The sequence below is a fragment of the Xanthomonas sp. WHRI 6108 genome, from assembly GCF_040202385.2.
GTDB lineage: Bacteria > Pseudomonadota > Gammaproteobacteria > Xanthomonadales > Xanthomonadaceae > Xanthomonas > Xanthomonas arboricola.
In genome coordinates this window covers 444,317-469,625 of the sequence record NZ_CP168198.1, presented here as the reverse complement: position 1 = coordinate 469,625, position 25,309 = coordinate 444,317, and the positions used below count along the sequence as shown (strand labels likewise).

Below are 25,309 nucleotides of genomic sequence, written 5' to 3'. Positions count from 1 at the left end.
ACGCCCGCCGGCCGCATGATTCGGCCATGCCCGTCGGCCTCGCCGCACACGACCGCGCCGTAGCCGCTTGTCTGGATTCACCGCCCGACGACCCGCCGCTGGCCACACTCGCGCTCTTGCACGACCGCCGGAGATGGCCTTGAGTCCGAACGACCCGTACCGCACACCGGCCCAGGCCGCGATCCCCGCCGACACCGGCGTGGTGGGCGGCATGAGCCGTCGCACGCAGATCCTGCGCCTGTTGCTGCGGTATCGCGGGTCGGGCGTGTTTGCGGGCATGAACCTGGATCCGGCTGCGATCAACGAGTACGAAGTGCCCGCCGAAGGCACGCCCGACCAGTTCGTCTCCGACCTGGAAGCGCTCGGTCCCACCTTCGTCAAGCTCGGCCAGATGCTGTCCACGCGGCCGGACATCGTGCCACCGGAGTTCGCCACGGCGCTGGAGCGCATGCAGGAGAACACCAGTTCGGTGCCGGTGGAGCGCATCCGCCAGATCATCGAAGAAGAACTCGGCGTGTCGGTCAACAAGGCGTTCTCGTTTTTCGATCCGGTGCCGCTGGGCTGCGCCTCGCTGGCGCAGGTGCACCGCGCCGCCCTGCGCGACGGCACCCCGGTGGCAGTCAAGGTGCAAAAGCCCGAAGTCGCTGCCCAGGTACGTTCGGATCTGGACGTGCTCAAGAGTTTTGCCACCGCCGCCGACCGCCTGACCGGCATCGGCCGGCGCGTACGCTTTGCCGACTGGCTGGGCGAATTCGGCAAGACCCTGCGCGCCGAGCTCAATTACGAGGACGAGGCCGAGACGCTGGTGCGCTTCGGCAAGCATCTCAAGCCGTTTCCGCTGTTGTGGATTCCGCAACCGGTGTGGGACCTGAGCAGCCGCAAGGTGCTGACCATGCAGCTGGCCGAAGGCGTGCGCGTGGACAAGATCTCCGGCCTGCGCCGCACCGAGCAGCCGATGGACAAGCTGGCCGCAGAACTGGTCAAGGGTTACCTGGATCAGATGTTCGTGCATGGCGAGATCCATGCCGACCCGCATCCGGGCAACCTGCGCGTGCTGCAGGACGGGCGCCTGGCGATCTTCGACCTGGGCATGGTCGCGCATGTGCCGCCGCGCCTGCGCGAGCGCTTGCTCAAGCTGCTGTTCGCCGCCGTCGACGGCCGTGGCGAAGAGGTCGCCGAAGAGACCATTGCGCTGAGCACGCGCCTGGAGGATTACGACGAAGACCGCTACCAGCGCGAAACCGGGCAGATGATCGCCCGCTACGCCGCGCACGACACCACCTCCGAGGGCCGTGTGGTACTGGATCTGGTGCGCATCGCCACCGCCAACGGCCTGCGCACGCCACCGGAACTGAGCCTGCTCGGCAAGACCCTGTTGAACCTGGAAGGCGTGTGCCGCACGCTGTCGCCGCACCTGGACACCCGCCGCATCGTCGAGCGCCACCTGCAGCATGTGATGCGCGCGCGCCTGAAAAAATCCCTGTCGGCGGCCAATCTAGCCAGCGAGGCGATGGAACTGCAGCATCTGGTGCGCGAAGGACCGCGCCGCATGTCCGAGATCCTGTCGCTGGCGGCGGAAAACCGCCTGCAGATGCGCGTCACCGGGCTGGAAGAATCACATCTGATGGAAAGCCTGCAGAAGATCGCCAACCGCGTGGCGGCCGGCATCGTGACTGCGGCGCTGATCATGGCCTCGGCGCAGATGATGCGTATCGAAACCGGCTTGAAGCTGTGGGGCTATCCGGCGATCGCGATGGTGCTGTTCCTGCTCGGCGTCGTGCTAGGCCTGGGCATCGTGCTCAGCGCGCTGCTGTTCGACCGCCGCGTGCGTGCGCGCGAAGAACGCGGGCATCGATAGCGCCACACACATACGTAGGAGCGCACCCGGGCGCGACATCGCGTTACCCGGTGTCGCCTACCAAGACCGCCGCGTGCGCGCGAAGAACGCGGGCATCGATAGCGCCACACACACGCGTAGGAGCGCACCCGGGCGCGACGCGGCTTAACCGGCGTCGCATGCAAAGACCGCCGCGTCCAGCGGTCGAAGGGAATCGGGCGATGTGGCGTTATCGAGACGTCGCCGATGTGCGAGAGCCGCGCAGATGCGGAGTACAGAAACCGTGGCTCCCTTAGCGAGCGCCACCGCGACCAGCTGATCCTCACCGCGCACGCTGTGCCGCGCTACGGCAAGCACGCAACTCCAACAAACATTTCAGTCAGCTTCAGCGCGGCATAGTCCGTCATCCGGGTGTCACATTGGGTGTGGCGCACAGGACATGGCGAGCAAGGCGTCCGGTACGCGCTCGCATCATTCCCCCACGGACGCTGCCGCATGCATTGGATGTTGTTGTTTTCGCTGTTGCTCCTGCTTTGGCTCTTGGTCGCCTCGCCGCGTCTGGCGTGGCTGAAGGCCGGATTGTTGTCATTGCTGCTGCTGTTGCTCAGTGCCTGGGGCCTGGTGGATCGGCTCAGCGGCGACGGCATCAATGCTGCCACGCTGTATCACCTGCGCGCGGACATGGACGGTGCCGGCGTCAGCGATTTCTCCGGCTATATCGCCGTGTTTATCGGCATGGTGCTGCTGTCGCTCAGCCCGTTGGTGTTGCTCAGGGTGCGGCGTTTCCGTCGCCCGCGTGGAGGCAATGCGGTATTCGGCGGCTTCGTGGTGATGTTGTTGGTGAGCATCGCGGTCAGCCCCTTGTACCGCGACGGCAAGCGCCTGTACTACCAGCTGCGCCCGGTGGATTACGCCACCGTGGTACCGGAATACCTGGTGCCGCAGCAGCCCTTGCAGAAGCGCAAGAACATCGTGTGGATCTACGGCGAGAGCCTGGAACGCACTTACTTCGACGAAGACGTGTTTCCCGGCCTGATGCCAAACCTGCGCGCGCTGGCCAGCGAGGCGGTGGACGTGCGCAACCTCACCTCCACCGAAGGCAGCGGCTGGACCATCGCCGGCATGGTCGCCTCGATGTGCGGCGTGCCGCTGACCACCGCGCCCGGCGATGAAAACAGCATGGGCCGCATGGGCCTGTTCCTGCCCGAAGCGCGCTGCCTGGGCGACTATCTCAAGGATCAGGGCTACCGCAATCACTATGTCGGCGGCGCCGATGCCAGCTTTGCCGGCAAGGGCAGTTTCCTGTCCAGCCATGGCTTCGATGTGGTGCACGACGTCCGCTACTTCCGCGACAAAGGCGTGGCGCCGAACCACTTTTCCGCCTGGGGCGTGCATGACGACGTGCTGCTGGACGATGCCTGGGACAGCTTCCAGACGCTGTCGCGCGCCGGCCAGCCGTTCATGCTCACCACGCTGACCATGGACACCCACCACCCTGCCGGCCATCTGCCGCTGGCGTGCAAGGGCCAGCACTACGACAGCGCGTTGGGCGACATCGGGCTGCTGCATGCGCTCAAGTGCAGCGACCGGCTGATCGGCGAGCTGGTCGCACGCATTCGCAACAGCCGCTACGGCAAGAACACCATCATCGTGATCGCCTCCGACCACCTGGCGATGCCCAACGATCTCAGCGATGTCCTGGCCAAGCAGAAGCGCGAAAACCTGCTGCTGTTCCTGGGCAAGGACATCGCCCCGCAGCAAGTGGTCACACGCGCCGGCAGCACGCTGGATTCAGGGGCGACGCTGCTGCAGTTGCTGGAGCCGGGCATGCGCACGCTGGGCTTCGGCCGCTCGCTGCTGGCCAACGATGCGCCCCCCAGCGCCAGCGTTGCGGCCAGCCGCGACAGCGGCAAGGACTACCCGCGCTATCTCGCTTACGCACGCACGCTGTGGACCGGGCGCAGCACCCGCATGCTGCGCATCAACGGCAATGGCGATGTGGTGGTGGGCGTGCAGCAGGTGCGCCCGCCGGTGCTGCTGGAATACGACGACGACACCAACCTCAAAACCGTCTATCTGGAAAACACCTCGCGCCAGTTCGACCGCACCCACACCGAGGGCACGCTGGCCTATGTGGATCGCTGCACGGCGTTCGAGGACGGCTCGGCCGATGGCGACTGGTGCGCGCTGGTGGTCGACCGCCACCAGAGCATGAAGCTGTACCGCGACCCGGACCTGACCCGCGGCATCGCCGTGGATGCGCCGCTGGAGGCCAGCCAGCAAGGCCCGCGCCCACGCGTGCGCCAGCCAATCATGCTCACGCAGGCCGCGCGCAAGACCGAAGCCGGTCGTTACATGCTGGAGCTGTACGCCAAGCGCCGGCCGACGCGTGCATTCTGGGTGGAGGCAGTCTCGTCGGAGCGCAAGGTGGTGCTGGCCCAGCAATGGGTGGTGCCCGATGCGGCCGGTCGCATCCGCATGCCGGTAGGCCTGGAACATGCGGTGGACGATCTGGAAATCCGCGCCTGGCTGGACTACACCGAAGACGTCAGCGTGGACGACCTGGCCCTGGTGAAGCAGACCCAGGTCGCGGATCGCTCCTGAGTCTGGCTGTCGCCCTGTATGAAGCAACGGCGAAGGCAAAGCTCAAGAGCAACGTCGAAGCGTGCGATTTGCGGCCTGACTGCGGGGTCCTTGCCCGCCCACCATCGCAGGACACGCCGCAAGTACGTCCTTGTAGGCTCTTACGCGGCATCCATGCCGCGTAAGGTCCCGCGACGGTGAGCGGGCAAGGACCTGTCGGGATGGTCGGTGTGTGTGGTGCAGGCAAAGCAAGACGTACGTTGTTCGATCACTGTGGATGCGACCAGCATCCTTTACCGCGCACTGCATGCACGTGTCGACTCAATCTTCCGATGCAGGCGTGCCATCGGCCGGATCGCGCGCCACCGCCGCACCTGCCCGGCTGAAGCGAATTTCCTGCGGCGATTGCAGCGCAATCCCCGCCGTCTCCATCCGCTGCAACAACGCGAAGAACAGCTCGCTGCGTACTCCGTACGAATCGCGCGGGCTGCGCACATAGGCGAACGAATTGAAGTTGACGTGCCCGCCGGCCAGCGAATCGATGAACACCGAGGGAGCCGGATCGGCCAGCACCTTGGTGTGCTCGGCAAACAGCTCCAGCAGCATGTTGCGCACCTTTGCCACGTCGGTTTCCAGCGGCACCGAGAACTGCAGCTGCACCCGCCCCATCGGGTTGGACAGGGTCATGTTGCGCACGCTCTTGGTGATCAATTCCGAGTTGGGCACGATCAGGGTGGAGCGGTCGCCGACCTGGATCTCGGTCGCACGCACGCTGATCTTGCGTACGTCGCCTTCCTGGTCGCCGATACGCACCCAATCGCCGATCTTCACCGGCCGCTCGGCCAGCAGGATCAGGCCCGACACGAAGTTCTGCGTGATCGCCTGCAGACCGAAACCGATACCCACCGACAGCGCGCTCAACACCAGCGCAAGCCGCTTCAGATCCAGGCCCAATGCAGTCAGGCCCCACACCACTACGATCAGCCAGCCCAGATAGCGCGCCACCGTACTGATCGAATTGCGCGCACCGTCATCGAGCTCGGTCTTGGGCAGATAGGTGTTGAGCAACCACTGCTGCACCACGTGCACCAGCCCCATGCCGAGCAGGAACACGCATAGCGCCCTGAGCACATCGCCCGGGGTGATCACCAGCTCCTTGCCGATGGTAATGCCGTGGGCGATGTTCTCCGCCCAGTCGGTGACCACGCTGATATTGGCGCCATACGGCGTCAGCAGTACCGCGATGCCCAGCAGCACCAGCAGCACCCGGGTTGCCGCCGATATCAACAGCCCGAGCTGCACCAGGCGGCCGCTGCCGATGCTGAGCGCGTGCGACAAGGCCCGGCTGAAGCGGCCGTCGGGCTTGAACAGCCAGGTCATCAGGTCGTCGGCAAAGACCACCAGCAGGCCGAGCAGGCTGCACACCAGGGTGATCCAGATGATCTGCCGCTCCACGAACAAGGCCAGATTGAGATAGCCGAACAAGGCCGCGATCAGCGCAAAGATCACTGCCAGATGGCCCAGCAGGCGGATCAGCACGATGAAGCCGCCACCGCGCGAGACCACCGGCGGCGGCGCATCGCTGTCCGGATCGGCCACCCCGGCATTTGCCGCATGCGCACGCAAGGACAGGCTCAGCCCGGCCAACGCCGACAGGATCAACCCCGCGTACAGCAACGCGGCCAGCGCATCGGTGGCGGTGGTCAGTGCGGGGCTGCTGCCGGCCACCTCGTTGATCTTCATCGCCATGCCGCTGAACCAGATCACCGCCGCGGTGGCCAGGCAATGCACGCGCAGGCGGTCGACAGTGGCATCGTCCAACGGGAACAGGCGCCAGCTTGGCTGGTGTTTCATCAACAAGCTGGCACTGAGCGAACCGACGAAGGCAGCCACCACACTGATGGCGACGAATCCGGTCAGCAACTGGTCCAGATCGTCCGGCAGCTCGCCGAGCGCGCGGATGCCCTCGACCAGCACGAATGCCGCAATCCCCAGAGTCAGCGTGCCGACCAGCAGAAACCACAGTGCCAGGCCCGAGCGTCGCAGGCGTCCGCCGGGCGCACGCGAGGCCGCATAACGACGCCCCAGGTGGCGCAGGAAGATGCGCAGCGGAAGCGCCAGCAGCAACGCGATGACGGCAGCGGTCATCAGCCCGCCCACGCCGCTGGCGGCGATGCCGGCCTGCACCATCTGCACCGTCTTGTCTGACAAGGCCTGCAGGCGGGCACGATCGTCGGGCCATTGCTGCGCGATCTGTTTCCACAAGGTCGGCGACAGCGGCGAGGCGACCCGCGTGGAGAGCTTCACGCTGAAGCGTTGCACCCGCTCGCGTTCGAGCCGGTCGGCCAGGTCCTTGGCATTGGAGACCAGCAGCGTGGCCCGGATGAACTCGGCATTGAGCTGATCGCGCTCCTTGGTCAGCGCCTTGCGCTGTTTTGCCAGGTCGGTCAGTTCGTTCGGCGCCGCGACACCGAGCCCCTCCAGTCGCCCGTTGAGCTCCTTGAGCGGTTGCTCCAGCGTGCGCACCAGATCCTGCGCCTGCCGCTGCGCGCCGGCGACATCGTCGGTGAGCTTGCCGAGCTGCTCGGTATCGGCCTTCTCCATGCCCGCGTCGGCCTGGGTCAGCACCTTCTGCATGTTGTCGAGCTGAGTCTGTGCGGTCTCTAGCAGCGTGTCGTCGTCCTGCGCCACGGCGGCGCCCACGCACACCATCCACAACGCGACCAGCAGCAGCACACGCTGCAACACGCCGCGACGGGCACCCAGGGCAACTCGGAATTCGGACACAGGCAGAGATCGGACAGGCGCAACCAGCGCGGTGCCGGCATCTTAATCCACTGCTTCCAGCCAGGCGGATCGACGCTGCCGTGCGGGTTCAGCCTGGCAGAGCTCGCCAGCAGCGGCTGTTACTGCGCGATCGCAGGTTCTTTCGCGATGCGGTGACAGCGCTGCCCGCCGCAGTAGATGCACCGTCCGGTCATCCCAACCTGAGCATGAACGCGGTGCAGCTTGTCACCTCGCGGCAACGGTGCGCTGTCGCAGAATCGAGTCACCGCTACGGCAGACGCAGCGGATGACCGCGAAGGAGATACTCTATGCAGATTCAGATCCAGACCGACAAGCACGTGCCGCATGACCCCTCAGTCGTGCAGCATGTCGAGAAGACCTGCTCCGCCCAGCTGGCGCATTTCGCCAACGACATCACCCGCGTCGAAGTGCATTTGCGCGATGAAAACGGCCAGCGCGGCGGCGCAGCGGATCGAACCTGCAGCATCGAGGCGCACGTCGCCGGCCTGCCGCCGATCGCGGCCACCAATAGCGCCGAAACCACCGCCTCGGCCGTCACCGGCGCCGCACGCAAGCTGCGCACCGCCATCGAACACGCACGTGGCAAGCAGCACGCCAAGACCACCGCACCGCCGCCGGAAATGCTCTGATCCGCGCCTGGGCAGGGTGGCGCCAGGCGCCCCCTGCCAACCGCTGCATCGTTGGCACCGCAGCGCAATGACGCATTGATACATCAGCCGGCACCAACCCCTGATCCAGAAACACCATCGGCCCGCTGCAGTGTCACTGCGGCGGGCCGATGGGTTTTGATCTGGTGCGCCCGGAGGGATTCGAACCCCCGACCAATGGCTTCGGAAGCCACTACTCTATCCGGCTGAGCTACGAGCGCCTGGCCGGGCATTATGCCAGAACCGCCGCCGCGCGCGTGACACCGGCGACAGGGAGTGCCGAACGGCCGGACACCGCTGCATTGCCGATGGAGCCCAGTCCGGAGCCAGCGCCGGCGCGGAGGTACCTGGCGCGAGCTCGGGCAGCCGCCCGGAAGATTGGACGATGCCTGGCTCGATCGTCACCCAGCGCATGACCGCAGCCGAGCCGCGCTGCTACCCTTTGCAGCATGAGCAAGCATAGTGTTGAACAGCTGCCGACAGCGCCCGCGCTGACCTGGCCGCAGCGACTGGGGCAGTACTGGACGTTGGTCCGCGGCGATCGTCCGATCGGCAGCCTGCTGTTGCTGTGGCCCACCTGGTGGGCGTTGTGGCTGGCCGCCGATGGCCTGCCGCCGCTATGGACGCTGTTTGTGTTCACCGCCGGGGTCTGGCTGACCCGCTCGGCCGGCTGCGTGATCAACGACTATGCCGACCGCTGGCTGGACCCGCATGTGGAGCGCACCAAGTCGCGCCCCCTGGCCACCGGGGCGGTGTCCGGGCGCGAGGCGCTGTGGGTGTTCGTGGTGCTGATGCTGGTGGCATTCGCGCTGGTGCTGACGCTCAACTGGCTGACCGTGGCTCTGAGCGTGCCGGGCGTGTTCCTGGCCGCCAGCTATCCCTATCTCAAGCGCCACACCCACCTGCCCCAGGTCTATCTGGGCATGGCCTTCGGCTGGGGCATCCCGATGGCCTTCGCCGCGGTGCAGGGCAGCGTGCCTTTGCTGGGCTGGCTGCTGTATGCGGCCAACATCCTCTGGGCCACGGCCTACGACACCTGGTATGCGATGGTCGACCGCGAGGACGACATCCGCATGGGCAGCAAGTCCACCGCCATCCTGTTCGGCAGGTTCGACCTGATCGCGCAGGGCCTGCTGTACGCATCGATGTTTGCAGCATTGGCGCTGGTCGGCCTGCGCGCCGGTCTCGGTATCGCGTATTGGGCGGGGCTGTGCGTGGCCGCACTGCTGGTGGCCTACGAGTTCCGCCTCGCCCGCCACCGCGAACGCGGCCCGTGCTTCCGCGCCTTCCTGCACAACAACTGGGTAGGCCTGGCGATTTTCGTCGGCATCGCCGCAGCGCTGGCAGTGCGCTGACGCGCACACAGGTCAATCGCCTCGGCTTCAGCCCCTCTCCCCGCGGGAGAGGGGTTGGGGTTGGGGGTGAGGGTACGGACGAAGCCCCCATGCTGCAGCTCGCAACCCCCAGCCCACCAAGCCTCACGGCACCCGCGCGCATACCCACGCATCCACCCGCTGCACACCGGCCCGCTGCAAGGCCTGCGCCGCCGCATGCAGCGTCGCACCGGTGGTCATCACGTCATCCACCAGGGCCACATGCGCGGGCAAGGCACCACGCGCGGTAAAAGCCTGGCGCAGATTGCGCTGACGCTCGGCCGCATCCAGCTCCGATTGCGGCGCGGTCGCGCGGACCCGGCGCAGCAATGGCAGGCAGGGCAGCCGCAGCGCGCGGCCGAGCGGTCTGGCCAGCTCCAGCGCCTGATCGTAACCACGCTGGCGCAAGCGCTGCCGGTGCAGACTCACCGGCACCAGCGCCTGCGGACGCGGCAGGCCTGCGCAACGCCAGACCATCAACTCGCTGAGCAAGCGTCCGGCGGCCAGGTCCTGATGGAACTTGAAACGCCGCAGCAGCCCATCCACCGGCCAGCGATAGGTGAAACACGCATGCACGCGTTGCAGCGGTGGCGGGTGCTGCAGGCATTGCCCGCACAGCAGCGCGCCACCGCAGGCGTATAGCTGCGTTGCGCAACACAGGCAGGCGTGCCCGTGATCCGGCAATGCGGCGCGACACGACGGGCACAGATCGCAGTCGGCGCTGCCGGGTTCTGCGCACACCAGGCACCGGCTCGGCAGCAGCAGCCGCAACACCCGGCGCGGCCACCTGTAAACCGAGTTGACCTCTTCGAAGTTGACAGCCTCTTCCATGCTCACCAGACTGCCTGGCTTCCAAGCCGCTGACTGTCAGGAAACCCCGATGTCTGTTGTCGTACGCCATGACTGGGATCGCAACGAGCTGCAGGCGCTGTTCGACCTGCCGTTTCCGGAGCTGCTGCACCGCGCTGCCAGCGTGCATCGCGCCCATTTCGATCCGGCGCAGGTGCAGGTATCCACATTGCTGTCGGTCAAGACCGGCGGCTGCCCGGAAGACTGCGCGTACTGCCCGCAGGCGCAGCGCTACGACACCGGCGTGACCGCGCAGAAGCTGATGGAGACCGAAGAGGTCGTCGCCAAGGCACGCCAGGCCAAGGCCGCCGGCGCCTCGCGCTTCTGCATGGGCGCGGCCTGGCGCTCGCCCAAAGAGCGCGACATCCCCAAGGTCGCGGCGATGATCCGCGAGGTCAAGGCGATGGGCCTGGAAACCTGCGCCACGCTCGGCATGCTCGACGCCGGCCAGGCACGCGCGCTCAAGGACGCCGGGCTGGACTACTACAACCACAATCTGGACACCGCGCCGGATTACTACGACTCGATCATTCATACCCGCCAGTATCAGGACCGCCTGAACACGCTGGAGCACGTGCGCGATGTCGGCTTGAAGACCTGCTGCGGCGGTATCGTCGGCATGGGCGAAACCCGCGAGCACCGCATCGGCCTACTGCTGGCGCTGGCCACGCTGCCGGCGCATCCGGATTCGGTCCCGATCAACCAGCTGGTCCAGGTCGCCGGCACCCCGCTGCACGGCACCCAGCAACTGGACCCGTTCGAGTTCGTGCGAATGATCGCGGTCGCCCGCATCACGATGCCGCGTTCGATGGTGCGCCTGTCCGCCGGCCGCGAGGCGATGAGCGACGAACTGCAGGCGCTGTGCTTCCTGGCCGGTGCCAACTCGATCTTCTACGGCGAAAAACTGCTGACCACCGGCAACCCGGACACCGAACGCGACCAGGCTCTGTTCCAGCGCCTGGGCCTGCGCCCGATGCAGATCACCGTCGACGCCGCCGACCACGACCACCCCGGCACCGTGCATGCGGAGATCACCCGCAGCACGACCTGCGAGCACGCCGCCTAACCGCGAATCGAACGTCCGGCACCGGTCGTCGGTGCCGGCTGGGCGTGCCGGGCGCGGCAGGCTACGCTAACGCCCCCTTCTGCCGTTGAACGCCCCCATGGCCCGCCCCGATCTGCACGAACGGATTTCGTCGCTGCGCACCTTGCGTGTGGCCCAGGAACGGGTGCGGGTGCGGCGGCTGGTGGGCCGTCGCGATGGCGTGCGGCTGGAAGTCGATGGCCGCTGGCTGACCGGTTTCTGCTCCAACGACTATCTGGGCCTGTCGCAGCAGTTCGAAGTGGTCGCCGCGTTGCAGGACGCCGCCGCGCGCGATGGTGCCGGCGCCACCGCCTCGCATCTGATCTGCGGCCACCACACCGCGCACGAAACGCTGGAGCGCGAGATCGCCGAGTGGCTCGGCTATCCGTCGGCGCTGCTGTTCGGCAGCGGCTTCATCGCCAACCTGGCGGTGCAGCAGGCCTTGCTCAGCGAGGACGACGATGTCTGCGTGCAGGACCGGCTCAACCACGCCAGCCTGCTCGATGCCACACGCCTGGCCGGCTGCCGGTTGCGCCGTTATCCGCACCTGGATGTGGAAGGCGCGATGCGTCAGCTCAAGGGCTCGCCCGAGGGCGCGGCGATGCTGGCCAGCGATGGCGTCTTCAGCATGGATGGCGATGTCGCGCCGCTGCGTGCGTTGAGCCTGGTGGCGCGCATGCAGCAGGCGCTGTTCTACGTCGACGACGCACATGGCGTGGGCGTGCTCGGCCCGCAGGGGCGCGGTTGCGTTGCTGATGCCGGACTGGGCGTGGCCGAAGTGCCGCTGCAGCTGGTGACCCTGGGCAAGGCGCTCGGCGGCTATGGCGCGGTGGTGGTCGGCGATGCAGCGCTGGTGCGTCATCTGGCCGAAACCGCGCGCCCCTATATCTACACCACCGCGTTGCCACCGGCGCAGGTCGCTGCGACGTTGGCAGCCGTGCGGCTGGCGCGTCGCGACGATTGGCGGCGCGCCAAGCTGGTCGAGTCGATCGGCAGTTTCCGCGATGGCGCACGCCGGCATGGCTTCGAGCTGATGGCCTCGGATACGCCGATCCAGCCCCTGCTCTGCGGCGAAGAAGCCACGGTGATGGCGATGTCCGCCGCGCTGGAACAGGCCGGCTTCCTGGTCGGCGCGATCCGCCCGCCCACCGTGCCCGAAGGCAAGGCGCGTCTGCGTGTGACCCTGTCCGCGCTGCATACGCCGCAGCAGGTGCAGGCCTTGATCGAGGCCATCGTGCAGGCGCGCGATGTGGTCAGCCGGCAACCGCTGCGTGCGTCTGCCTGAGGGCGACGATCCAGACGATTGCGCAATAGCCGCGCGACGGCGGCCTGTGCTCGACGTGGCAGTGTCCGCGTCGTTGATGTGAGCAGATCGCTACTGTCGGTGCGGTCCTGCGTGTCCGCAACCGGCTTGGCGTGCCGCGCAGATCGGCTCCACGCGCAGCGCAGGCTGACGCAAGACACCTTGCGCCGCACACGCCGACCCATGCGCCGGTCAGCGCCATCAGCGACAATCCCCGCATGCATATCGATGTCATCGGCCACGGGCCTGCGCTTGTTCTTCTGCACGGTTGGGCGTTGCACGGCGGCGTGTTCGCGCCATTGGTGGAACGCCTGGCCGCGCAGCATCAACTGCATCTGGTGGACCTGCCCGGGCACGGTTTCAGCCGTGGCGACAGCACGCCGCTGGCGCTGCCGGACGTGGTCGCCGGCATTGCCGCCGCCACGCCGCCGGCGGTGTGGGTCGGCTGGTCGTTGGGCGGGCTGTTCGCGCTGCATGCCGCAGCCACCCAGCCCAAGGTGCGCGGGCTGGCGATGATCGCGGCCACGCCGCGTTTCGTGCGTGGCCACGATTGGTCCGACGCCGTCGAGCGCGAGGTGTTCGTGCAATTCGGCCAGGACCTGGCGCGCGACTACCGCGGCACGCTGGAGCGGTTTCTGGCGCTGGATACGCTGGGCTCGGCGCATGCCCGCAGCGAGTTGCGCAGCCTGCGCGAGACGCTGGTGGCGCGTGGCGAACCGGCCGCCGAAGCACTGCAGCAAGGCCTGCAGCTGCTGGAACGCAGCGACCTGCGCCGCGCGCTGCCGCAACTCGCGCGCCCCAGCCTGTGGATCGCGGGCCAACGCGACAGGCTGGTGCCGGCAGCCGGCATGCACGCCGCCGCCGCGCTGACGCCGCACGCGCAGGCCCTGACCATTGCCGGTGGCGGGCACGCACCGTTTCTTGGCCATGCCGATCAGGTCGCCGAGGCGCTGCAACGCTTCGTTGCGTCCGTGCCATGAGCGGATCGTCGATCATGCGGCATCGCTGATCGAGGACACACGCATGGATCTGGGAATCGCCGGGCGCTGGGCACTGGTATGCGCCGCCAGCAAGGGCCTGGGGCTGGGCTGCGCACACGCGCTGGCCAGCGAAGGCGTCAACGTGGTGATCGTCGCGCGCGGCCGCGATGCCCTGGAGCAGTCCGCCCAGGCATTGCGCGCACTGCCGGGCGCCGGCGAAGTGCGTAGCGTGGTGGCCGATATCGCCACCCCGCAGGGACGCAGCGATGCGCTCGCCGCCTGCCCGCAGCTGGATATCCTCATCAACAATGCCGGTGGCCCGCCGCCCGGCGATTTTCGCCAGTGGGAACGCGACGACTGGCTGCGCGCACTGGACGCCAACATGCTGGCGCCGATCGAACTGATCCGCGCCAGCGTCGATGCGATGCGCGCGCGGCGCTTCGGTCGCATCGTCAACATCACCTCCAGTGCGGTGAAGGCGCCGATCGACATCCTGGGCCTGTCCAATGGCGCGCGCGCGGGCCTCACCGGCTTCGTCGCCGGGCTGGCGCGCAGCACGGTGGCCGACAACGTCACCATCAACAATCTGCTGCCCGGCCAGTTCGCCACCGACCGCCTGCGCGGCAACTTCGCGGCGATCGCGCAACAGCAAGGCGGCAGCGCCGAAGACGTCGCCGAACGCAAGCGTGCGGGCATTCCGGCCGCACGCTTCGGCGAGCCGGACGAATTCGGCGCGGCCTGCGCGTTCCTGTGCAGCGCGCAGGCCGGCTACATCACCGGGCAGAACCTGCTGATCGACGGCGGCAGCTATCCCGGCACGTTCTAGAGCGCCTCGGCCACGCGGCGAGTCGTGGCGACCGCCGCGGACATCCGGTGGGTGTTTGGCCAAGCCCCGTTGAACCCTTGCCGCTCGCCGCGCAGCCACCGGCAGACCGAACGTCTGCAGACTCGCCAGGCCGATGCCAGGCCACCCATTGATTCCCTCCGCCCCGGCCACAGGCGACAATAGCGCCGCTCATGAACAGTACTTTCGACCCCCGCCACGTCCGGCGCGCCTTCGCGCGTGCCGCCAGCAGCTATGCCGCCGCCGCCGCGCTACAGCGCGAAGCCGAAGCGCGCCTGCTCGAATCGCTCGATTACCTGGGCGACCAGGTGCCCAAGGTGGTGCTGGATGTCGGCGCCGGCCCCGGCCATGCCAGCGGCGCGATCAAGAAGCGCTGGCCCAAGGCGCAGGTGATCGCGCTGGACCAGGCCATGCCGATGCTGCGCCAGGCGCGCAAGGCGGCGGGCTGGTGGAAGCCGTTCGCGCAGGTCTGCGCCGATGCACGCGCCTTGCCGGTGGCCGACGGCAGCGTGGACGTGATCTTCAGCAACCTGTGCCTGCAGTGGGTGGAAGACCTGCCCGCGGTATTTGCCGGTTTCCGCCGCGCGCTGCGGCCGGGCGGCTTGTTGCTGTGCTCCACCTTCGGCCCGGAGACGCTGATCGAGTTGCGCGAGGCCTTCGCCCAGGCCGACCCGGCACCGCATGTCAGCCGCTTTCCGCCGATCGCCCAGTTCGGCGATGCCTTGCTGATGTCCGGCTTCCGCGACCCGGTGCTGGACCGCGACCTGTTCACGCTGACCTACAGCGACCTGCCCGCGCTGATGCGCGAGCTACGCGCAATGGGCGCCACCAACGCACTCAGCAATCGCCGCGCCACCCTGACCGGACGCGGCCGCTTTGCCGCCGCCAGCGCCGCCTACGAGCCCTTGCGGCGGCCGGACGGCACCCTGCCCAGCTCCTGGGAAGTGATCTATGCCCACGCCTGGGCACCGGCGCCGGGCGCGCCCGTCCGCGAGCAGGGACACGATGTCGCCAGCGTCCCGGTGGCCTCGATCCCGATCCGCCGCCGCATCGACTAGCGGTGGTGCAGATCGCCGGCAGCAACGCAGCCGTTGCCGGCGAGACACACAGTTTTGCGACGGCACCAAAGCGGACCTGTCAGGCTCGGTCGCCACACCCGGTAGAATTCAGCAGTCAATGGCCGCATGTTCCTGTTGCGGCTTGCCTTTTCGACGCCTGAACCGGCGTGGCTAGCAAAACGCAGCACGCAGCCGTCAGGTGGCTGCAGACGGCGCGCAGGAATCTGCATGTACGCGTGGTACATGCCGGTTCCGAGTACCGGCAGCGCCCCCGCCCGGCTGCTGCACTGACGTTTTGATAGCCGCTCTTAGGTTTGCGGCCCCCGTCCCCCAATCGGCCTTCCCAATGTTGAAGTGGCTCATCATCGCGCTGTTCATCGCATCGGCGCTGTACATCCATTACCGCGGTCGTGTGCGGCACCGGCTCAGCCGGCAGCTGCTGGACCATTCCACCTTCATGGCGCCGATCAACACGCTGATGTATCTGTGTTCGCGCGTGCCGACCACGCCGTTCATCGATCCCGGCAAGGAATTTCCGGAGCTTGCGCCGCTGCGCGCCAACTGGCCGCTGATCCGCGATGAAGCGGTGGCGCTGCAGCAGATGCAGAAGATCCGCGCCGCCGACGGCTACACCGACATCGGCTTCAACTCGTTCTTCCGCCGTGGCTGGAAGCGCTTCTATCTGAAGTGGTACGGCACCGCCCACCCGTCGGCGTCCGAACTGTGCCCGCAGACCACGGCGTTGCTGAAGTCCATCCCCACGGTCAAGGCCGCGATGTTCGCCGAGTTGCCGCCGGGCAGCGAACTGCGCCCGCACCGTGACCCGTTCGCCGGGTCCATGCGCCTGCACCTGGGGCTGGCCACGCCCAACGACGACCGCTGCTTCATCGATGTCGACGGGCAGCGCCATAGCTGGCGCGATGGCGAGTGGACGATGTTCGACGAGACCTACATCCACTACGCGCGCAACGACACCGACCAGGACCGCATCATCCTGTTCTGCGACATCGAGCGCCCGATGCGCTGGCGCTGGGCCGCGGCGGTGAACCGCTTCGTCGGTCGCAGCCTGCTCTCGGCCGGTGCCTCGCCCAATCAGGAAGGCGACAAGACCGGCGGCATCAACCGCGTGTTCCGCTATTTCTATGCCGCGCGCCTGAAGGCCAAGGCGTTGAAGGAACGCAACAACCCGCTGTACCAGACGCTCAAGTGGGGCATCTTCATCCTGGTGGTGGTCGGGATCGTGTTGCTGTAACCCCCACCCACGTAGGAGCGCACCCGGGCGCGACCGGCATTGCCGGTAACGCCTCATCGCGCGCAAGCGCGCTCCTACATAGGCCGCAATACCGGACCAATCACGTAGGAGCGCACTTGGGCGCGACCAGGCATTGCCAGTAAAGCTTCATCGCGCCCGGGTGCGCTCCTACGCAGTGCCGGTCGATGCGCTCAGCGCGACACCTGCGCGATCCATTCCTGCAGGTTGTAGTAGTTGGTGACGCGGGTGATCTTGCCGTCGCGCACATCGAAGAACGCACCGCCCGGCAGCACATAGGTCTGCCCATTGGCTTCCGGCAGGCCTTCGTCGGTGGTGTGGTAAACCCCGTGCACCACGTACTCGGCACCGACCCGGGTGCCATCGTCGTTGGCGGTGATCACGATGTCGCGCAGCTGCTCGCGGTAACTGTCGTTCATGCGCTGCAGGAAGGCGGCAAATTCCGCCCGGCCGATCTCGCGCGGGCCCTGGTTGAGGTCGTGCGCGACGTCCTCGGCCAGGAACGCCAGCATGGCGTCCCAATCGCCGCGGTTGAATGCCGCGTAATAGGCCTGGACCAGGCCGGTGGCGTGTTGCCGATTGCGCTCGCTCATGCTCGAACCTGCCGCTGGGAAAGCCGCATCATAGAGCGCGTTTTGCGCTTCAACACGCCTGCCCTGCGGCATACCCGGCGTCAGGCGCCCTGCACCACCAGATCGCGATGGAAGTAATAGACCTCCTGCAGCAGGAAGCGCCAGCTGGTGTGGAAGCTGCGAAAGCGCGTGCTGGGCGTGGAAGAGGCCAGCGCGTCCACCCCCAGCTCATCGCTCAGCCGCAGCGCGCGCGCCATGTGCAACGGGTCGCTGACGATGATCGCCCGGTGCATGCCGTGCCGGTCCATCAGCGCGCGTGCCTGCTGCAGATTCTGCCGGGTGGTGCGCGAGACCGTCTCGATCACGATCGCCTCCGGCGGTACGCCGTGGCGTAGCGCGTAGCGCCGCGCCACCTGCGATTCGGCAAAGCGCGCGCCATTGCCGAAGCCGCCGGTGAACAGCAGCCGCGGCGCGTAGCCCTGCGCGTACAGGTCCAGCGCATGCCGGATGCGCTCTTCGAACACTGGCGAAGGGCGCGCGTCGTAGGCAGCCGCGCCCAGCACGATGATCACGTCGGCCGGCGCGGCCTGGTCGCGATCGCCGACCCAGACGATCCAGCCGGCCACGCCCACCAGCCAGATCAGCGTCAGCATGCACAGGCGCCAGCACCAGCCCCACAGACCGATCCCACGCGACCGCCTGCTCACGCCGCGGCCCACGGCAGCGCATCCAGATCGACATTGCCGCCGGACAGGATCAGCCCGACCCGCCGCCCGGCAAAGCGCGCCGGGTCGCCCAGCACCGCTGCCAGCGCAATCGCCGAGGACGGCTCCACCACCTGTTTGAGCACCTGCCAGATCAGCCGCATCGCCTGCACCACCGCCGCATCGTCCACGGTGATCACCTGCGCGCCGGCGGCCTGCAACACTGCGAAATTGGGCGCACCCAGGGTGCCGCGCAGGCCGTCGCAGAGCGTGTCGGGCACGAAGTCGACCAGGCGCTCGCCGGCCGCCAGCGAGCGCGCGGTATCGGCCGCCCCGCTCGGCTCGGCCAGCACCAGCGCACAGCCCGGCGCCGATTGCAGCGCCAGCGCACTGCCGGCGGCCAGCCCACCGCCGCCGACCGGTGCCACCAGCACATCCAGCCCGCCGCTCTGCAGCAGCAGCTCCAGCGCGGCGGTGCCCTGCCCGGCGATCACCGCCGGGTCGGTATACGGATGCACCAGCGTCGCGCCGCTGCCGGCCTGGACGTCGGCACACATCTGCTCGCGCGCCGCGATGGTGGGCGCGCAACGCCACAGCGTGGCGCCGTGACGGGAGATATTGGCCAACTTGGCGGCCACCGCGCCTTCGGGCACCACCACGTGGCAGCCGATCCCGCGCGTGCGCGCGGCGAGCGCGAGTGCGGCGCCGTGATTGCCGGACGAATGGGTGACCACCCCGCGCGCGGCCAGCTCCTCCGGCAACGACCACACCGCGTTGCAGGCACCACGGAACTTGAACGCGCCGCTGCGCTGCAGGTGTTCGGCCTTGAAGAACAGCTGCGCACCGCAGAGGGCATCCAGACTGTGCGAGGTCAGCAGCGGTGTCGGCACGCACTGCGGCGCGATGCGCGCAGCAGCTTGCAGGACGTCGGAATGGGCAAGCGGGACCGTCTCGATCATGCCTGCAAGATTAACGTATCGTCCCCGCCTTCACGGCTGCACGCGCGGCACCCGCGCATGCTGGATCGATGCAGAAGCACCACATTGCGGCACAGTTAAGGACCGATTCAATGCATCGGTTCGAAAGTGACACCATGGTTGCAGGAGGGCACCATCCATGAAATTCCGTCTGATCTTCGCCGCCGGGCTATTGGCCCTGGGCGGCTGCGCAACCTACGACTACACCGGTGCGGGGTCGGGCGGCTATTACCGCGGCGCGCCTGCGGTGCAGTACCGCTACCCGCCGGGGTACTCGCCATATTTCTACGGCAATCCCTACGGTTACCCTTACGGCGCCGGTTCGATCGGGCTGTACGACTACCCGGCGTATCCGGTCTACCGCGGTGGCTATTACTACCGCCAGAACGATCGCCGCCCGCAGTACCGGCCGCCACGTCCGCACGGCTCGTTCAACAATGGGCCCCGTCCCAACGGCCCGCGCCCGCAACAGCCCAATCGCCCACCGGCGACTGGCGCTCCGCCGTCGCGGCCACCTCGTATCGGTGCGCCGCCGCGGGTGATCCGCGAGATTCAACGGCAGACCGCGCCGCGCAACACACGTGAGCAGATTCCCTGAGTTGCTGACTGCGACGTGGCCCACAAATGGCGATGTTGGGGGCTTGCGTTCAGCCGGCACTTGGTCGCAAGCTAGGCGCTCTGTGTGACCCGCCACGTCATGTTTTGACCCGGCCGGGCGCACTGACCGACTTATGTCGATGTCCGACAGGGAAATCTGGATCCCCCCTGTTCCGGCCCTGTCGGATATCGGCGCCTCCAACGCATAAAGCCCCGGCATGCCGGGGCTTTATGTTTTTGTCGTGCGGTCCGCTCTGGCGCGCCTGGGCACCCCGTTCGAGCAGCCAGGGCTGCGGCGGGCGGTGGAGCGCGGAAAAAAAATAAGGGTCGGCAGTCCCCCGACTACCGACCCTTACGCTACCCCATCGCACGCGTGGCTGGCCCCTGTTCCAATTCCAGCCTTGCGCCCATGTCGCAATGCCACGACGGGTGCACTAGGGATATCCGCACGGAACATGCCAACTTGAGAGCCAGTGTTCGATAATGTGATCTACATCACATTTTTATCCGTCGAGTGACCTTACTCGCCCTTCAGCCGATACTTTCGCGGCCGCCAACCTCCTTCTGCTCCTGGTCCACGCCCATGTCCGACTCCTTCTATCGCTACGACGTCATCGTGATCGGCGGCGGCCATGCCGGCACCGAGGCGGCGCTGGCCTCCGCGCGCGCCGGTGCGCGCACCTTGCTGCTGACCCACAACATCGAGACGGTGGGCGCGATGAGCTGCAACCCGGCCATCGGCGGGATCGGCAAGGGCCATCTGGTCAAGGAGATCGACGCGCTGGGCGGGGCGATGGCACGCGCGGCGGATCAGGCCGGCATCCAGTGGCGCACGCTCAATGCCTCCAAGGGGCCGGCGGTGCGCGCTACCCGCTGCCAGGCCGACCGCAACCTCTACCGCAACGCCATCCGCCGCATCGTCGAGGCGCAGCCAAACCTGACCGTGTTCCAGGCGGCGGTGGACGATCTGATCATCCACAACGGCGCCGCCGAAGCCGACAGCGTGCGCGGCGTGATCACCCAGACCGGGCTGCGCTTCGAAGCGCCTTCGGTGGTGCTGACCGCCGGCACCTTCCTGGCCGGCAAGATCCACGTCGGCGAGACCCAGTACGCGGCCGGACGCATGGGCGACCCGCCGGCCACCACGCTGGCCGCGCGTCTGCGCGAGCGGCCGTTCGCGATCGACCGGCTCAAGACCGGCACCCCGCCGCGCATCGACGGGCGCACGCTCGACTACAGCGTCATGCAGGAACAGCCGGGCGACGACCCGCTGCCGGTGATGTCGTTCATGGGCCAGCTCGGCGATCACCCGCGCCAGGTCAGCTGCTGGATCACCCAGACCACCGAGCAGACCCACGACATCATCCGCAGTGCGCTGCATCGCTCGCCGCTGTATTCCGGGCAGATCGAAGGCATCGGCCCGCGTTACTGCCCGTCGATCGAAGACAAGGTGGTGCGCTTTGCCGAGAAGAGCAGCCACCAGATCTTCGTCGAGCCCGAAGGCCTGGAAGTGGCCGAGATCTATCCCAACGGCATCTCCACCTCGTTGCCGTTCGACGTGCAGCTGGCATTGGTGCGCTCGATCCAGGGGTTTGCACAGGCGCATATCACCCGCCCCGGCTATGCGATCGAATACGACTTCTTCGACCCGCGCGGGCTCAAGGCCTCGCTGGAAACCAAGGCGGTGGGCGGGCTGTTCTTCGCCGGGCAGATCAATGGCACCACCGGGTACGAGGAGGCCGCCGCACAGGGCCTGCTGGCCGGGCTCAATGCCGCGCGCCATGTGCAGGGCTTGCCGGCGTGGTCGCCGCGCCGCGACGAGGCCTACCTGGGCGTGCTGGTGGACGATCTGATCACCCACGGCACCACCGAGCCGTATCGCATGTTCACCAGCCGCGCCGAATACCGCCTGCAGCTGCGCGAGGACAACGCCGATGCGCGCCTCACCGGCGTCGGCCGCGCGATGGGCCTGGTCGACGATGCGCGCTGGGCGCGCTTCTCCGCCAAGCAGGAGGCGGTGCAGCGCGAAAGCGCGCGCCTGTCGGTGCTGTGGGCGACCCCGGGTAATGCACTGGGCCGCGAAGTGGCCCAGACCCTAGGCGTGGCGGTGAGCCGCGAAACCAACGTGCTGGACCTGATCAAGCGCCCCGAACTCAATTACGCCGCGCTGATGCGCGTGCCGACGCTGGGGCCAGGCGTGGACGATGCGCAGGTGGCCGAGCAGGTGGAGATCAGCGTCAAATACGCCGGTTACCTGGACCGCCAGCGCGACGACATCGCACGCCAGCAGCGCCACGAAACCACGCCGATTCCGGATGGATTCGATTATGCCGGCGTGCGCGGGCTGTCGATCGAGGTGCAGCAGAAACTCGAGCGCGTGCGCCCGCAAAGCATCGGCCAGGCGCAACGCATTGCCGGCATGACGCCGGCGGCGATCTCGTTGCTGCTGGTGCATCTGGAGCGGGCGCGCCGCAGCCAGGTGGCTTAAGCGCTCGCCGGTGCGTGGGCAGCTGCATGGCGGCTGCCTGTTCGGACGCATGCGTTTACACGCGGCACACGCGTGAATGTTTGTCAGCGGATGTCATGGCGCGACGGCATGTCGCCGCAAGCGAAGCAACACGCCGGTATCGCAGCGGCGGTGCCGAAAAGCGCGATGGAGGTCGCGAACGAGTTGGTATGCTCCGGCACCACCGACGACTTCATGACGATGAACAGACTGCGCGCGCTGCTGACGGCCAGCTACCGGATCGCCTGCCCCGCCCTGCTGCTGATGCTGGGCGGCACCTCGCAAGCGGCCGCGCAGACCGAGGAAGACGGGCGTTACTGGCTGAGCGTGTATGCCCAGGGCAAGCTGCCGGTCGAAAACCTGTACTGGAGCATGGACGTGCATCCACGCTGGCGCGAAGAGGGCGCACAGTTCGACCAGTTGATCCTGCGCCCTGCGGTGTTTTACCGGTTCACTCCCAAGGCCAGTGTCTGGATGGGCTATGACACCATCATCAGCCACCCGGCCGGGCAGTCCTCCAACCGCGAAAATCGCTGGTGGGGGCAGTTTCAATATCAGTTCGATCCGATTGCCAATATCACCATCACCAGTCGCACCCGCCTGGAGCAGCGTCACCGCGAAGGTTTCAGTGACGAAGGGTATCGGGTGCGCCAGATGATCAGGGCGGTCCGGCCCAGCGCATTGTCTGCGCAACTGTCGTGGGTGGCCTTCAACGAACTGTTCGTCAATCTCGACCACACCGAGTGGGGTACCCGACGCGGTCTGGACCAGAACCGCGTCTTCGTCGGCATCAACTGGAAGTTCAACGACGTTGCCAATGTCGACGTCGGCTATCTGAATCAGTTCGTCAACACCAGCACCGTGGACCGCGAAAACCACGTGCTGATGACCACGTTCCGCTTCAACTTCTGAGCCTGCTGGCGGCCCGCAAGACTTGCGTACCTGCAAGCCTGCATCGTCGTCTTTCCCTCGCGCGGTGATCCACATGCGGACATGGCTGCCGCGCTGCGGCAGCGCGCGCATGGCACGCCTGCCGCACGCCCTTATGCGGCCCTGCGCTCGACGGCGGGCAGCAAGCGCTGGCGCAGCAGCAGCGCTGCCATCTCCAGCGTTTCGCCGGCGGCGCGCAGGACGCCGCCCATATTGATGAAGCCGTGGATCATGCCGGGAAAGCTGTGCAGGGTGACTTCCACACCGGCGGCGCGCAGGCGTTCGGCATAGCTGCGACCTTCGTCGTAGAGCATGTCGCGCTCGCCCACGATGACCAGTGCGGGCGCAACGCCGGCCACCTCCGGCACCAGCATCGGCGAGACGCGCCAGTCCTGTGCAATGGCCGGGTCGGGCAACAGATGACGATTGAAGAAGCGCACCGCCTCTGTGGTCAGCGGCGGCAGGCCGGCGTTATGCGATCGCGACGGGTATTGGCCGTTGTCCTCGCGCGCATCGGTGAGCGGATACACCAGCACCTGGCAGCGCAATGCGATCCCGGCATCGCGCGCGGCCAGCGCCGCGACTGCGGCCATGGCCCCGCCGATGCTGTCGCCGGCCACGGCCAGGCGCTGCACGTCGGCACCGACCGCATCGGGCTGGGCAACCAGCCAATGCAGGGTCGCAATCACGTCCTCCACGCCGGCCGGTGCGGGATGTTCCGGCGCCAGGCGATAGTCGACCGCCAGCAGCTGGCAGCCGGCGCGCGCCGCCAGTTGCCGGCAGACGTCGTCGTGGGAGTCGAGGTCGCCCACCACACCGCCGCCGCCGTGCACGAACAGGCAGGTCGGGGCCGGACCGGCAGCCAGCCCGGACGGGCGATACAGACGCAGACGCACCGGGCCGGCAGCGGTGCCGGCCTGCAGGTCGCGCACCTCGGCCATCTCCACACGCGAAAAGCCCAGCTGCGTGCCGAGTGCACGCATCATTGCGCGCGCGCCCTCGATCGGCAGGGTTTCCATCGGTGGTTGAGCGGCGTGTTGAAGCTGGGCAAACAGGCGCACGACATCGGGATCAAACGACATGGCGGACTCTCCAGGAGACGATGGCTGAGCCTGCCAGATACTTATGATCAATCACCATTCAACGCCATCAATTATTTCAATGGCGGTGCCGGAGATGCGCGGCAGTACCGCAAAAACCCCGTGCTGCCGATGCATGCGCCTGCCATGGCGATGCCTGGCGAACAGTCGCATCATCAGCATCTGTTGGTTTTTTGCTGCACTGCATCGTGGCTGCGCGCCTGCATCGGCACGCACCTGCATGACAGTCGTGAGCGATGCATGCCGGCATGCGCGCCAACTGTGTCGCTGCTGTGACGCCGCATCGCGCGCGAACGCAACAGCGGCCTAGTCGTCGTCCTCGGCAGCGGCCTCGCGGCCCTGCTGACGGATGAGGTTTTCCTGGCGTGCGTCCTCGATCGAGGCGCGGATAGCACGCACGTCGGCGCGGCGGGTGTCGAACTTGAAGCGGCCGGTCAGCACGCTGTCCGGGCGCAGCTCGCCCTTTTCGAACAGCGCCCACATCTCTTCGCCGTAATGGGTGTCCAGCAACTCCGGGGCGAAGCGGCCGAGGCAATCGCGCAGGTTGTGCACATCGCGCAGCAGCATGTCGCGTGCGGCGTTGTTGCCGGCAGCACTGACCACCTGCGGGAAATCGATCAGCACCGGGCCCTCGGGCGAGACCAGCACGTTGTATTCGGACAGGTCGCCGTGCACCAGGCCCAGCGACAGCATCTTGACCACATCGCCGATCAGGCTGGCGTGGAAGCTGCGCGCCTGCTCCGGCTCCAGGTCCACTTCGCCCAGCCGCGGTGCGCTGTGGCCGGCCTCGTCGGTGACCAGGTCCATCAGCAGCACGCCGTGGAAATAGCCGCGCGGCTTAGGCACGTGCACGCTGGCGTCCATCAGTTGATAGAGCACCTCGGCTTCGGTGTTCTTCCATGCGGTCTCGGCTTCGCGCCGGCCGAACTTGGTGGCCTTGCCCATCGCGCGCGCCTGGCGGCTGCCACGCACCTTGCGGCCTTCCTGATACTGCACGCGCGCCTGGAAACTGCGTTGCGCCATGTCCTTGTAGACCTTGGCGCACAGGATGTCGGCGCCCGTACTGACCACATAGACGGATGCTTCCTTGCCGCTCTTCAGTGGTCGCAACACTTCGTCGATGATGCCGTCGTCGATCAGCGGTTGCAGGCCCTTGGGGGTTTTCATGGACTAAGGAGACCGATCCGAAACAAACCAGCAACGATTATGCGGCAACCAGGGTGAAGCGCTTACATGTCCAGGCGCAAGCTGCGACCGGGGGCATGTATCGGCGTGAGCGCTTACCAT

At 67.2% G+C, this 25,309-nt stretch carries 21 protein-coding genes, 1 tRNA gene and 1 other RNA gene; 14 read left to right on the top strand and 9 right to left on the bottom strand.

Annotation, left to right across the window (positions count from 1 at the left end; genetic code table 11):
* Positions 1-133 precede the first annotated feature (133 nt).
* Both ABQ039_RS02025 and ABQ039_RS02020 read left to right on the top strand, forming a co-directional pair.
* Positions 134-1,858: an AarF/ABC1/UbiB kinase family protein gene (locus tag ABQ039_RS02025; RefSeq protein ID WP_024938244.1), complete on the top strand. Its 1,725-nt coding sequence runs from the start codon at positions 134-136 to the stop codon at positions 1,856-1,858.
* Between the two features lie 474 nt (positions 1,859-2,332).
* Positions 2,333-4,441, top strand: coding sequence for a phosphoglycerol transferase I (locus ABQ039_RS02020; protein ID WP_160955109.1), 2,109 nt, complete (start codon positions 2,333-2,335; stop codon positions 4,439-4,441).
* Between the two features lie 300 nt (positions 4,442-4,741).
* Here ABQ039_RS02020 and ABQ039_RS02015 read toward each other — a convergent pair whose 3' ends face one another.
* Positions 4,742-7,165 carry a DUF3772 domain-containing protein gene (locus ABQ039_RS02015; RefSeq protein WP_164738868.1) on the bottom strand — a complete coding sequence of 808 codons (2,424 nt, stop codon included), beginning with the start codon at positions 7,163-7,165 and terminating at the stop codon, positions 4,742-4,744.
* 350 nt (positions 7,166-7,515) lie between these two features.
* Between ABQ039_RS02015 and ABQ039_RS02010 the strand changes: the two genes are divergently transcribed.
* On the top strand, positions 7,516-7,857 hold the full coding sequence (locus tag ABQ039_RS02010) for an HPF/RaiA family ribosome-associated protein (RefSeq protein WP_349778560.1): 342 nt from the start codon (positions 7,516-7,518) through the stop codon (positions 7,855-7,857).
* A gap of 162 nt (positions 7,858-8,019) precedes the next feature.
* On the opposite strand, the gene ABQ039_RS02005 is transcribed toward ABQ039_RS02010, so the two are convergent.
* Positions 8,020-8,096, bottom strand: a tRNA-Arg gene (locus ABQ039_RS02005).
* 228 nt (positions 8,097-8,324) lie between these two features.
* On the opposite strand from ABQ039_RS02005, the gene ubiA reads away from it, so the two are divergent.
* Positions 8,325-9,230, top strand: coding sequence for a 4-hydroxybenzoate octaprenyltransferase (gene ubiA / locus ABQ039_RS02000; protein ID WP_349778559.1), 906 nt, complete (start codon positions 8,325-8,327; stop codon positions 9,228-9,230).
* 123 nt (positions 9,231-9,353) lie between these two features.
* On the opposite strand, the gene ABQ039_RS01995 is transcribed toward ubiA, so the two are convergent.
* Positions 9,354-10,079 carry a ComF family protein gene (locus ABQ039_RS01995; protein WP_349778558.1) on the bottom strand — a complete coding sequence of 242 codons (726 nt, stop codon included), beginning with the start codon at positions 10,077-10,079 and terminating at the stop codon, positions 9,354-9,356.
* 49 nt (positions 10,080-10,128) lie between these two features.
* Between ABQ039_RS01995 and bioB the strand changes: the two genes are divergently transcribed.
* From bioB to bioC, 5 genes are all read left to right on the top strand, one after another.
* Positions 10,129-11,163 (top strand): biotin synthase BioB, encoded by a 1,035-nt coding sequence (gene bioB / locus ABQ039_RS01990; RefSeq protein ID WP_184609954.1) that lies wholly within the window; start codon positions 10,129-10,131, stop codon positions 11,161-11,163.
* 97 nt (positions 11,164-11,260) lie between these two features.
* On the top strand, positions 11,261-12,466 hold the full coding sequence (gene bioF, locus ABQ039_RS01985) for an 8-amino-7-oxononanoate synthase (RefSeq protein WP_016903255.1): 1,206 nt from the start codon (positions 11,261-11,263) through the stop codon (positions 12,464-12,466).
* Positions 12,467-12,702: 236 nt separating this feature from the next.
* Entirely contained in the window at positions 12,703-13,464 is a 762-nt protein-coding gene (gene bioH, locus ABQ039_RS01980; protein ID WP_054591138.1) for a pimeloyl-ACP methyl ester esterase BioH, read from the top strand.
* A 43-nt stretch (positions 13,465-13,507) separates the two neighbouring features.
* A complete protein-coding gene (locus ABQ039_RS01975; protein WP_054591171.1) occupies positions 13,508-14,290 on the top strand; it encodes an SDR family oxidoreductase in 783 nt (260 codons plus the stop codon).
* A 191-nt stretch (positions 14,291-14,481) separates the two neighbouring features.
* Positions 14,482-15,366, top strand: a complete 885-nt coding sequence (gene bioC / locus ABQ039_RS01970) for a malonyl-ACP O-methyltransferase BioC (protein ID WP_226426964.1) — start codon at positions 14,482-14,484, stop codon at positions 15,364-15,366.
* Positions 15,367-15,535: 169 nt separating this feature from the next.
* Here bioC and ABQ039_RS01965 read toward each other — a convergent pair.
* Positions 15,536-15,611: non-coding RNA, sX9 sRNA (locus ABQ039_RS01965), on the bottom strand.
* A gap of 101 nt (positions 15,612-15,712) precedes the next feature.
* Here ABQ039_RS01965 and lpxO point away from each other — a divergent pair.
* On the top strand, positions 15,713-16,618 hold the full coding sequence (gene lpxO, locus ABQ039_RS01960; protein WP_016903250.1) for a lipid A hydroxylase LpxO: 906 nt from the start codon (positions 15,713-15,715) through the stop codon (positions 16,616-16,618).
* Positions 16,619-16,809: 191 nt separating this feature from the next.
* Here the strand turns inward: lpxO and ABQ039_RS01955 are convergent, their stop codons facing one another.
* From ABQ039_RS01955 to ABQ039_RS01945, 3 genes are all read right to left on the bottom strand, one after another.
* Positions 16,810-17,229, bottom strand: coding sequence for a nuclear transport factor 2 family protein (locus tag ABQ039_RS01955; protein WP_104593800.1), 420 nt, complete (start codon positions 17,227-17,229; stop codon positions 16,810-16,812).
* A gap of 80 nt (positions 17,230-17,309) precedes the next feature.
* Positions 17,310-17,927: a YdcF family protein gene (locus ABQ039_RS01950; protein WP_026064498.1), complete on the bottom strand. Its 618-nt coding sequence runs from the start codon at positions 17,925-17,927 to the stop codon at positions 17,310-17,312.
* Positions 17,912-18,871, bottom strand: a complete 960-nt coding sequence (locus tag ABQ039_RS01945) for a pyridoxal-phosphate dependent enzyme (protein ID WP_126965386.1) — start codon at positions 18,869-18,871, stop codon at positions 17,912-17,914. Before ABQ039_RS01945 ends, ABQ039_RS01950 begins: the two co-directional genes overlap by 16 nt.
* 157 nt (positions 18,872-19,028) lie before the next feature.
* On the opposite strand from ABQ039_RS01945, the gene ABQ039_RS01940 reads away from it, so the two are divergent.
* The 3 genes from ABQ039_RS01940 (at position 19,029) to ABQ039_RS01930 (ending at position 22,904) form a co-directional block, all read left to right on the top strand.
* The gene (locus ABQ039_RS01940) at positions 19,029-19,487 is read left to right on the top strand and encodes a hypothetical protein (RefSeq protein WP_024938779.1); all 459 of its coding nucleotides are present in this window, start codon (positions 19,029-19,031) and stop codon (positions 19,485-19,487) included.
* A gap of 582 nt (positions 19,488-20,069) precedes the next feature.
* Positions 20,070-21,974 (top strand): tRNA uridine-5-carboxymethylaminomethyl(34) synthesis enzyme MnmG, encoded by a 1,905-nt coding sequence (gene mnmG, locus ABQ039_RS01935; RefSeq protein WP_184609953.1) that lies wholly within the window; start codon positions 20,070-20,072, stop codon positions 21,972-21,974.
* A 219-nt stretch (positions 21,975-22,193) separates the two neighbouring features.
* Positions 22,194-22,904, top strand: a complete 711-nt coding sequence (locus ABQ039_RS01930) for a DUF2490 domain-containing protein (RefSeq protein WP_374057839.1) — start codon at positions 22,194-22,196, stop codon at positions 22,902-22,904.
* Positions 22,905-23,035: 131 nt separating this feature from the next.
* On the opposite strand, the gene ABQ039_RS01925 is transcribed toward ABQ039_RS01930, so the two are convergent.
* Positions 23,036-24,004 carry an alpha/beta hydrolase gene (locus ABQ039_RS01925; protein WP_024938782.1) on the bottom strand — a complete coding sequence of 323 codons (969 nt, stop codon included), beginning with the start codon at positions 24,002-24,004 and terminating at the stop codon, positions 23,036-23,038.
* Here ABQ039_RS01925 and ABQ039_RS01920 point away from each other — a divergent pair.
* On the top strand, positions 23,960-24,298 hold the full coding sequence (locus ABQ039_RS01920) for a hypothetical protein (protein WP_184609951.1): 339 nt from the start codon (positions 23,960-23,962) through the stop codon (positions 24,296-24,298). The two genes, ABQ039_RS01925 and ABQ039_RS01920, sit on opposite strands and share 45 nt — an antisense overlap.
* Positions 24,299-24,328: 30 nt before the next feature.
* Here the strand turns inward: ABQ039_RS01920 and ABQ039_RS01915 are convergent, their stop codons facing one another.
* On the bottom strand, positions 24,329-25,189 hold the full coding sequence (locus tag ABQ039_RS01915) for a PA4780 family RIO1-like protein kinase (RefSeq protein ID WP_039517307.1): 861 nt from the start codon (positions 25,187-25,189) through the stop codon (positions 24,329-24,331).
* Positions 25,190-25,309 lie beyond the last annotated feature (120 nt).

Bases quoted from the DNA above. Each gene is read 5' to 3' on its own strand.
- ABQ039_RS02025 (WP_024938244.1), top strand. From the start codon at position 134: ATGGCCTTGAGTCCGAACGACCCGTACCGCACACCGGCCCAGGCCGCG.
- ABQ039_RS02020 (WP_160955109.1), top strand. From the start codon at position 2,333: ATGCATTGGATGTTGTTGTTTTCGCTGTTGCTCCTGCTTTGGCTCTTG.
- ABQ039_RS02010 (WP_349778560.1), top strand. From the start codon at position 7,516: ATGCAGATTCAGATCCAGACCGACAAGCACGTGCCGCATGACCCCTCA.
- ubiA (WP_349778559.1), top strand. From the start codon at position 8,325: ATGAGCAAGCATAGTGTTGAACAGCTGCCGACAGCGCCCGCGCTGACC.
- ABQ039_RS01995 (WP_349778558.1), bottom strand. From the start codon at position 10,079: ATGGAAGAGGCTGTCAACTTCGAAGAGGTCAACTCGGTTTACAGGTGG.
- bioB (WP_184609954.1), top strand. From the start codon at position 10,129: ATGTCTGTTGTCGTACGCCATGACTGGGATCGCAACGAGCTGCAGGCG.
- bioF (WP_016903255.1), top strand. From the start codon at position 11,261: ATGGCCCGCCCCGATCTGCACGAACGGATTTCGTCGCTGCGCACCTTG.
- bioH (WP_054591138.1), top strand. From the start codon at position 12,703: ATGCATATCGATGTCATCGGCCACGGGCCTGCGCTTGTTCTTCTGCAC.
- ABQ039_RS01975 (WP_054591171.1), top strand. From the start codon at position 13,508: ATGGATCTGGGAATCGCCGGGCGCTGGGCACTGGTATGCGCCGCCAGC.
- bioC (WP_226426964.1), top strand. From the start codon at position 14,482: ATGAACAGTACTTTCGACCCCCGCCACGTCCGGCGCGCCTTCGCGCGT.
- lpxO (WP_016903250.1), top strand. From the start codon at position 15,713: ATGTTGAAGTGGCTCATCATCGCGCTGTTCATCGCATCGGCGCTGTAC.
- ABQ039_RS01955 (WP_104593800.1), bottom strand. From the start codon at position 17,229: ATGAGCGAGCGCAATCGGCAACACGCCACCGGCCTGGTCCAGGCCTAT.
- ABQ039_RS01945 (WP_126965386.1), bottom strand. From the start codon at position 18,871: ATGATCGAGACGGTCCCGCTTGCCCATTCCGACGTCCTGCAAGCTGCT.
- ABQ039_RS01940 (WP_024938779.1), top strand. From the start codon at position 19,029: ATGAAATTCCGTCTGATCTTCGCCGCCGGGCTATTGGCCCTGGGCGGC.
- mnmG (WP_184609953.1), top strand. From the start codon at position 20,070: ATGTCCGACTCCTTCTATCGCTACGACGTCATCGTGATCGGCGGCGGC.
- ABQ039_RS01930 (WP_374057839.1), top strand. From the start codon at position 22,194: ATGAACAGACTGCGCGCGCTGCTGACGGCCAGCTACCGGATCGCCTGC.
- ABQ039_RS01925 (WP_024938782.1), bottom strand. From the start codon at position 24,004: ATGTCGTTTGATCCCGATGTCGTGCGCCTGTTTGCCCAGCTTCAACAC.
- ABQ039_RS01915 (WP_039517307.1), bottom strand. From the start codon at position 25,189: ATGAAAACCCCCAAGGGCCTGCAACCGCTGATCGACGACGGCATCATC.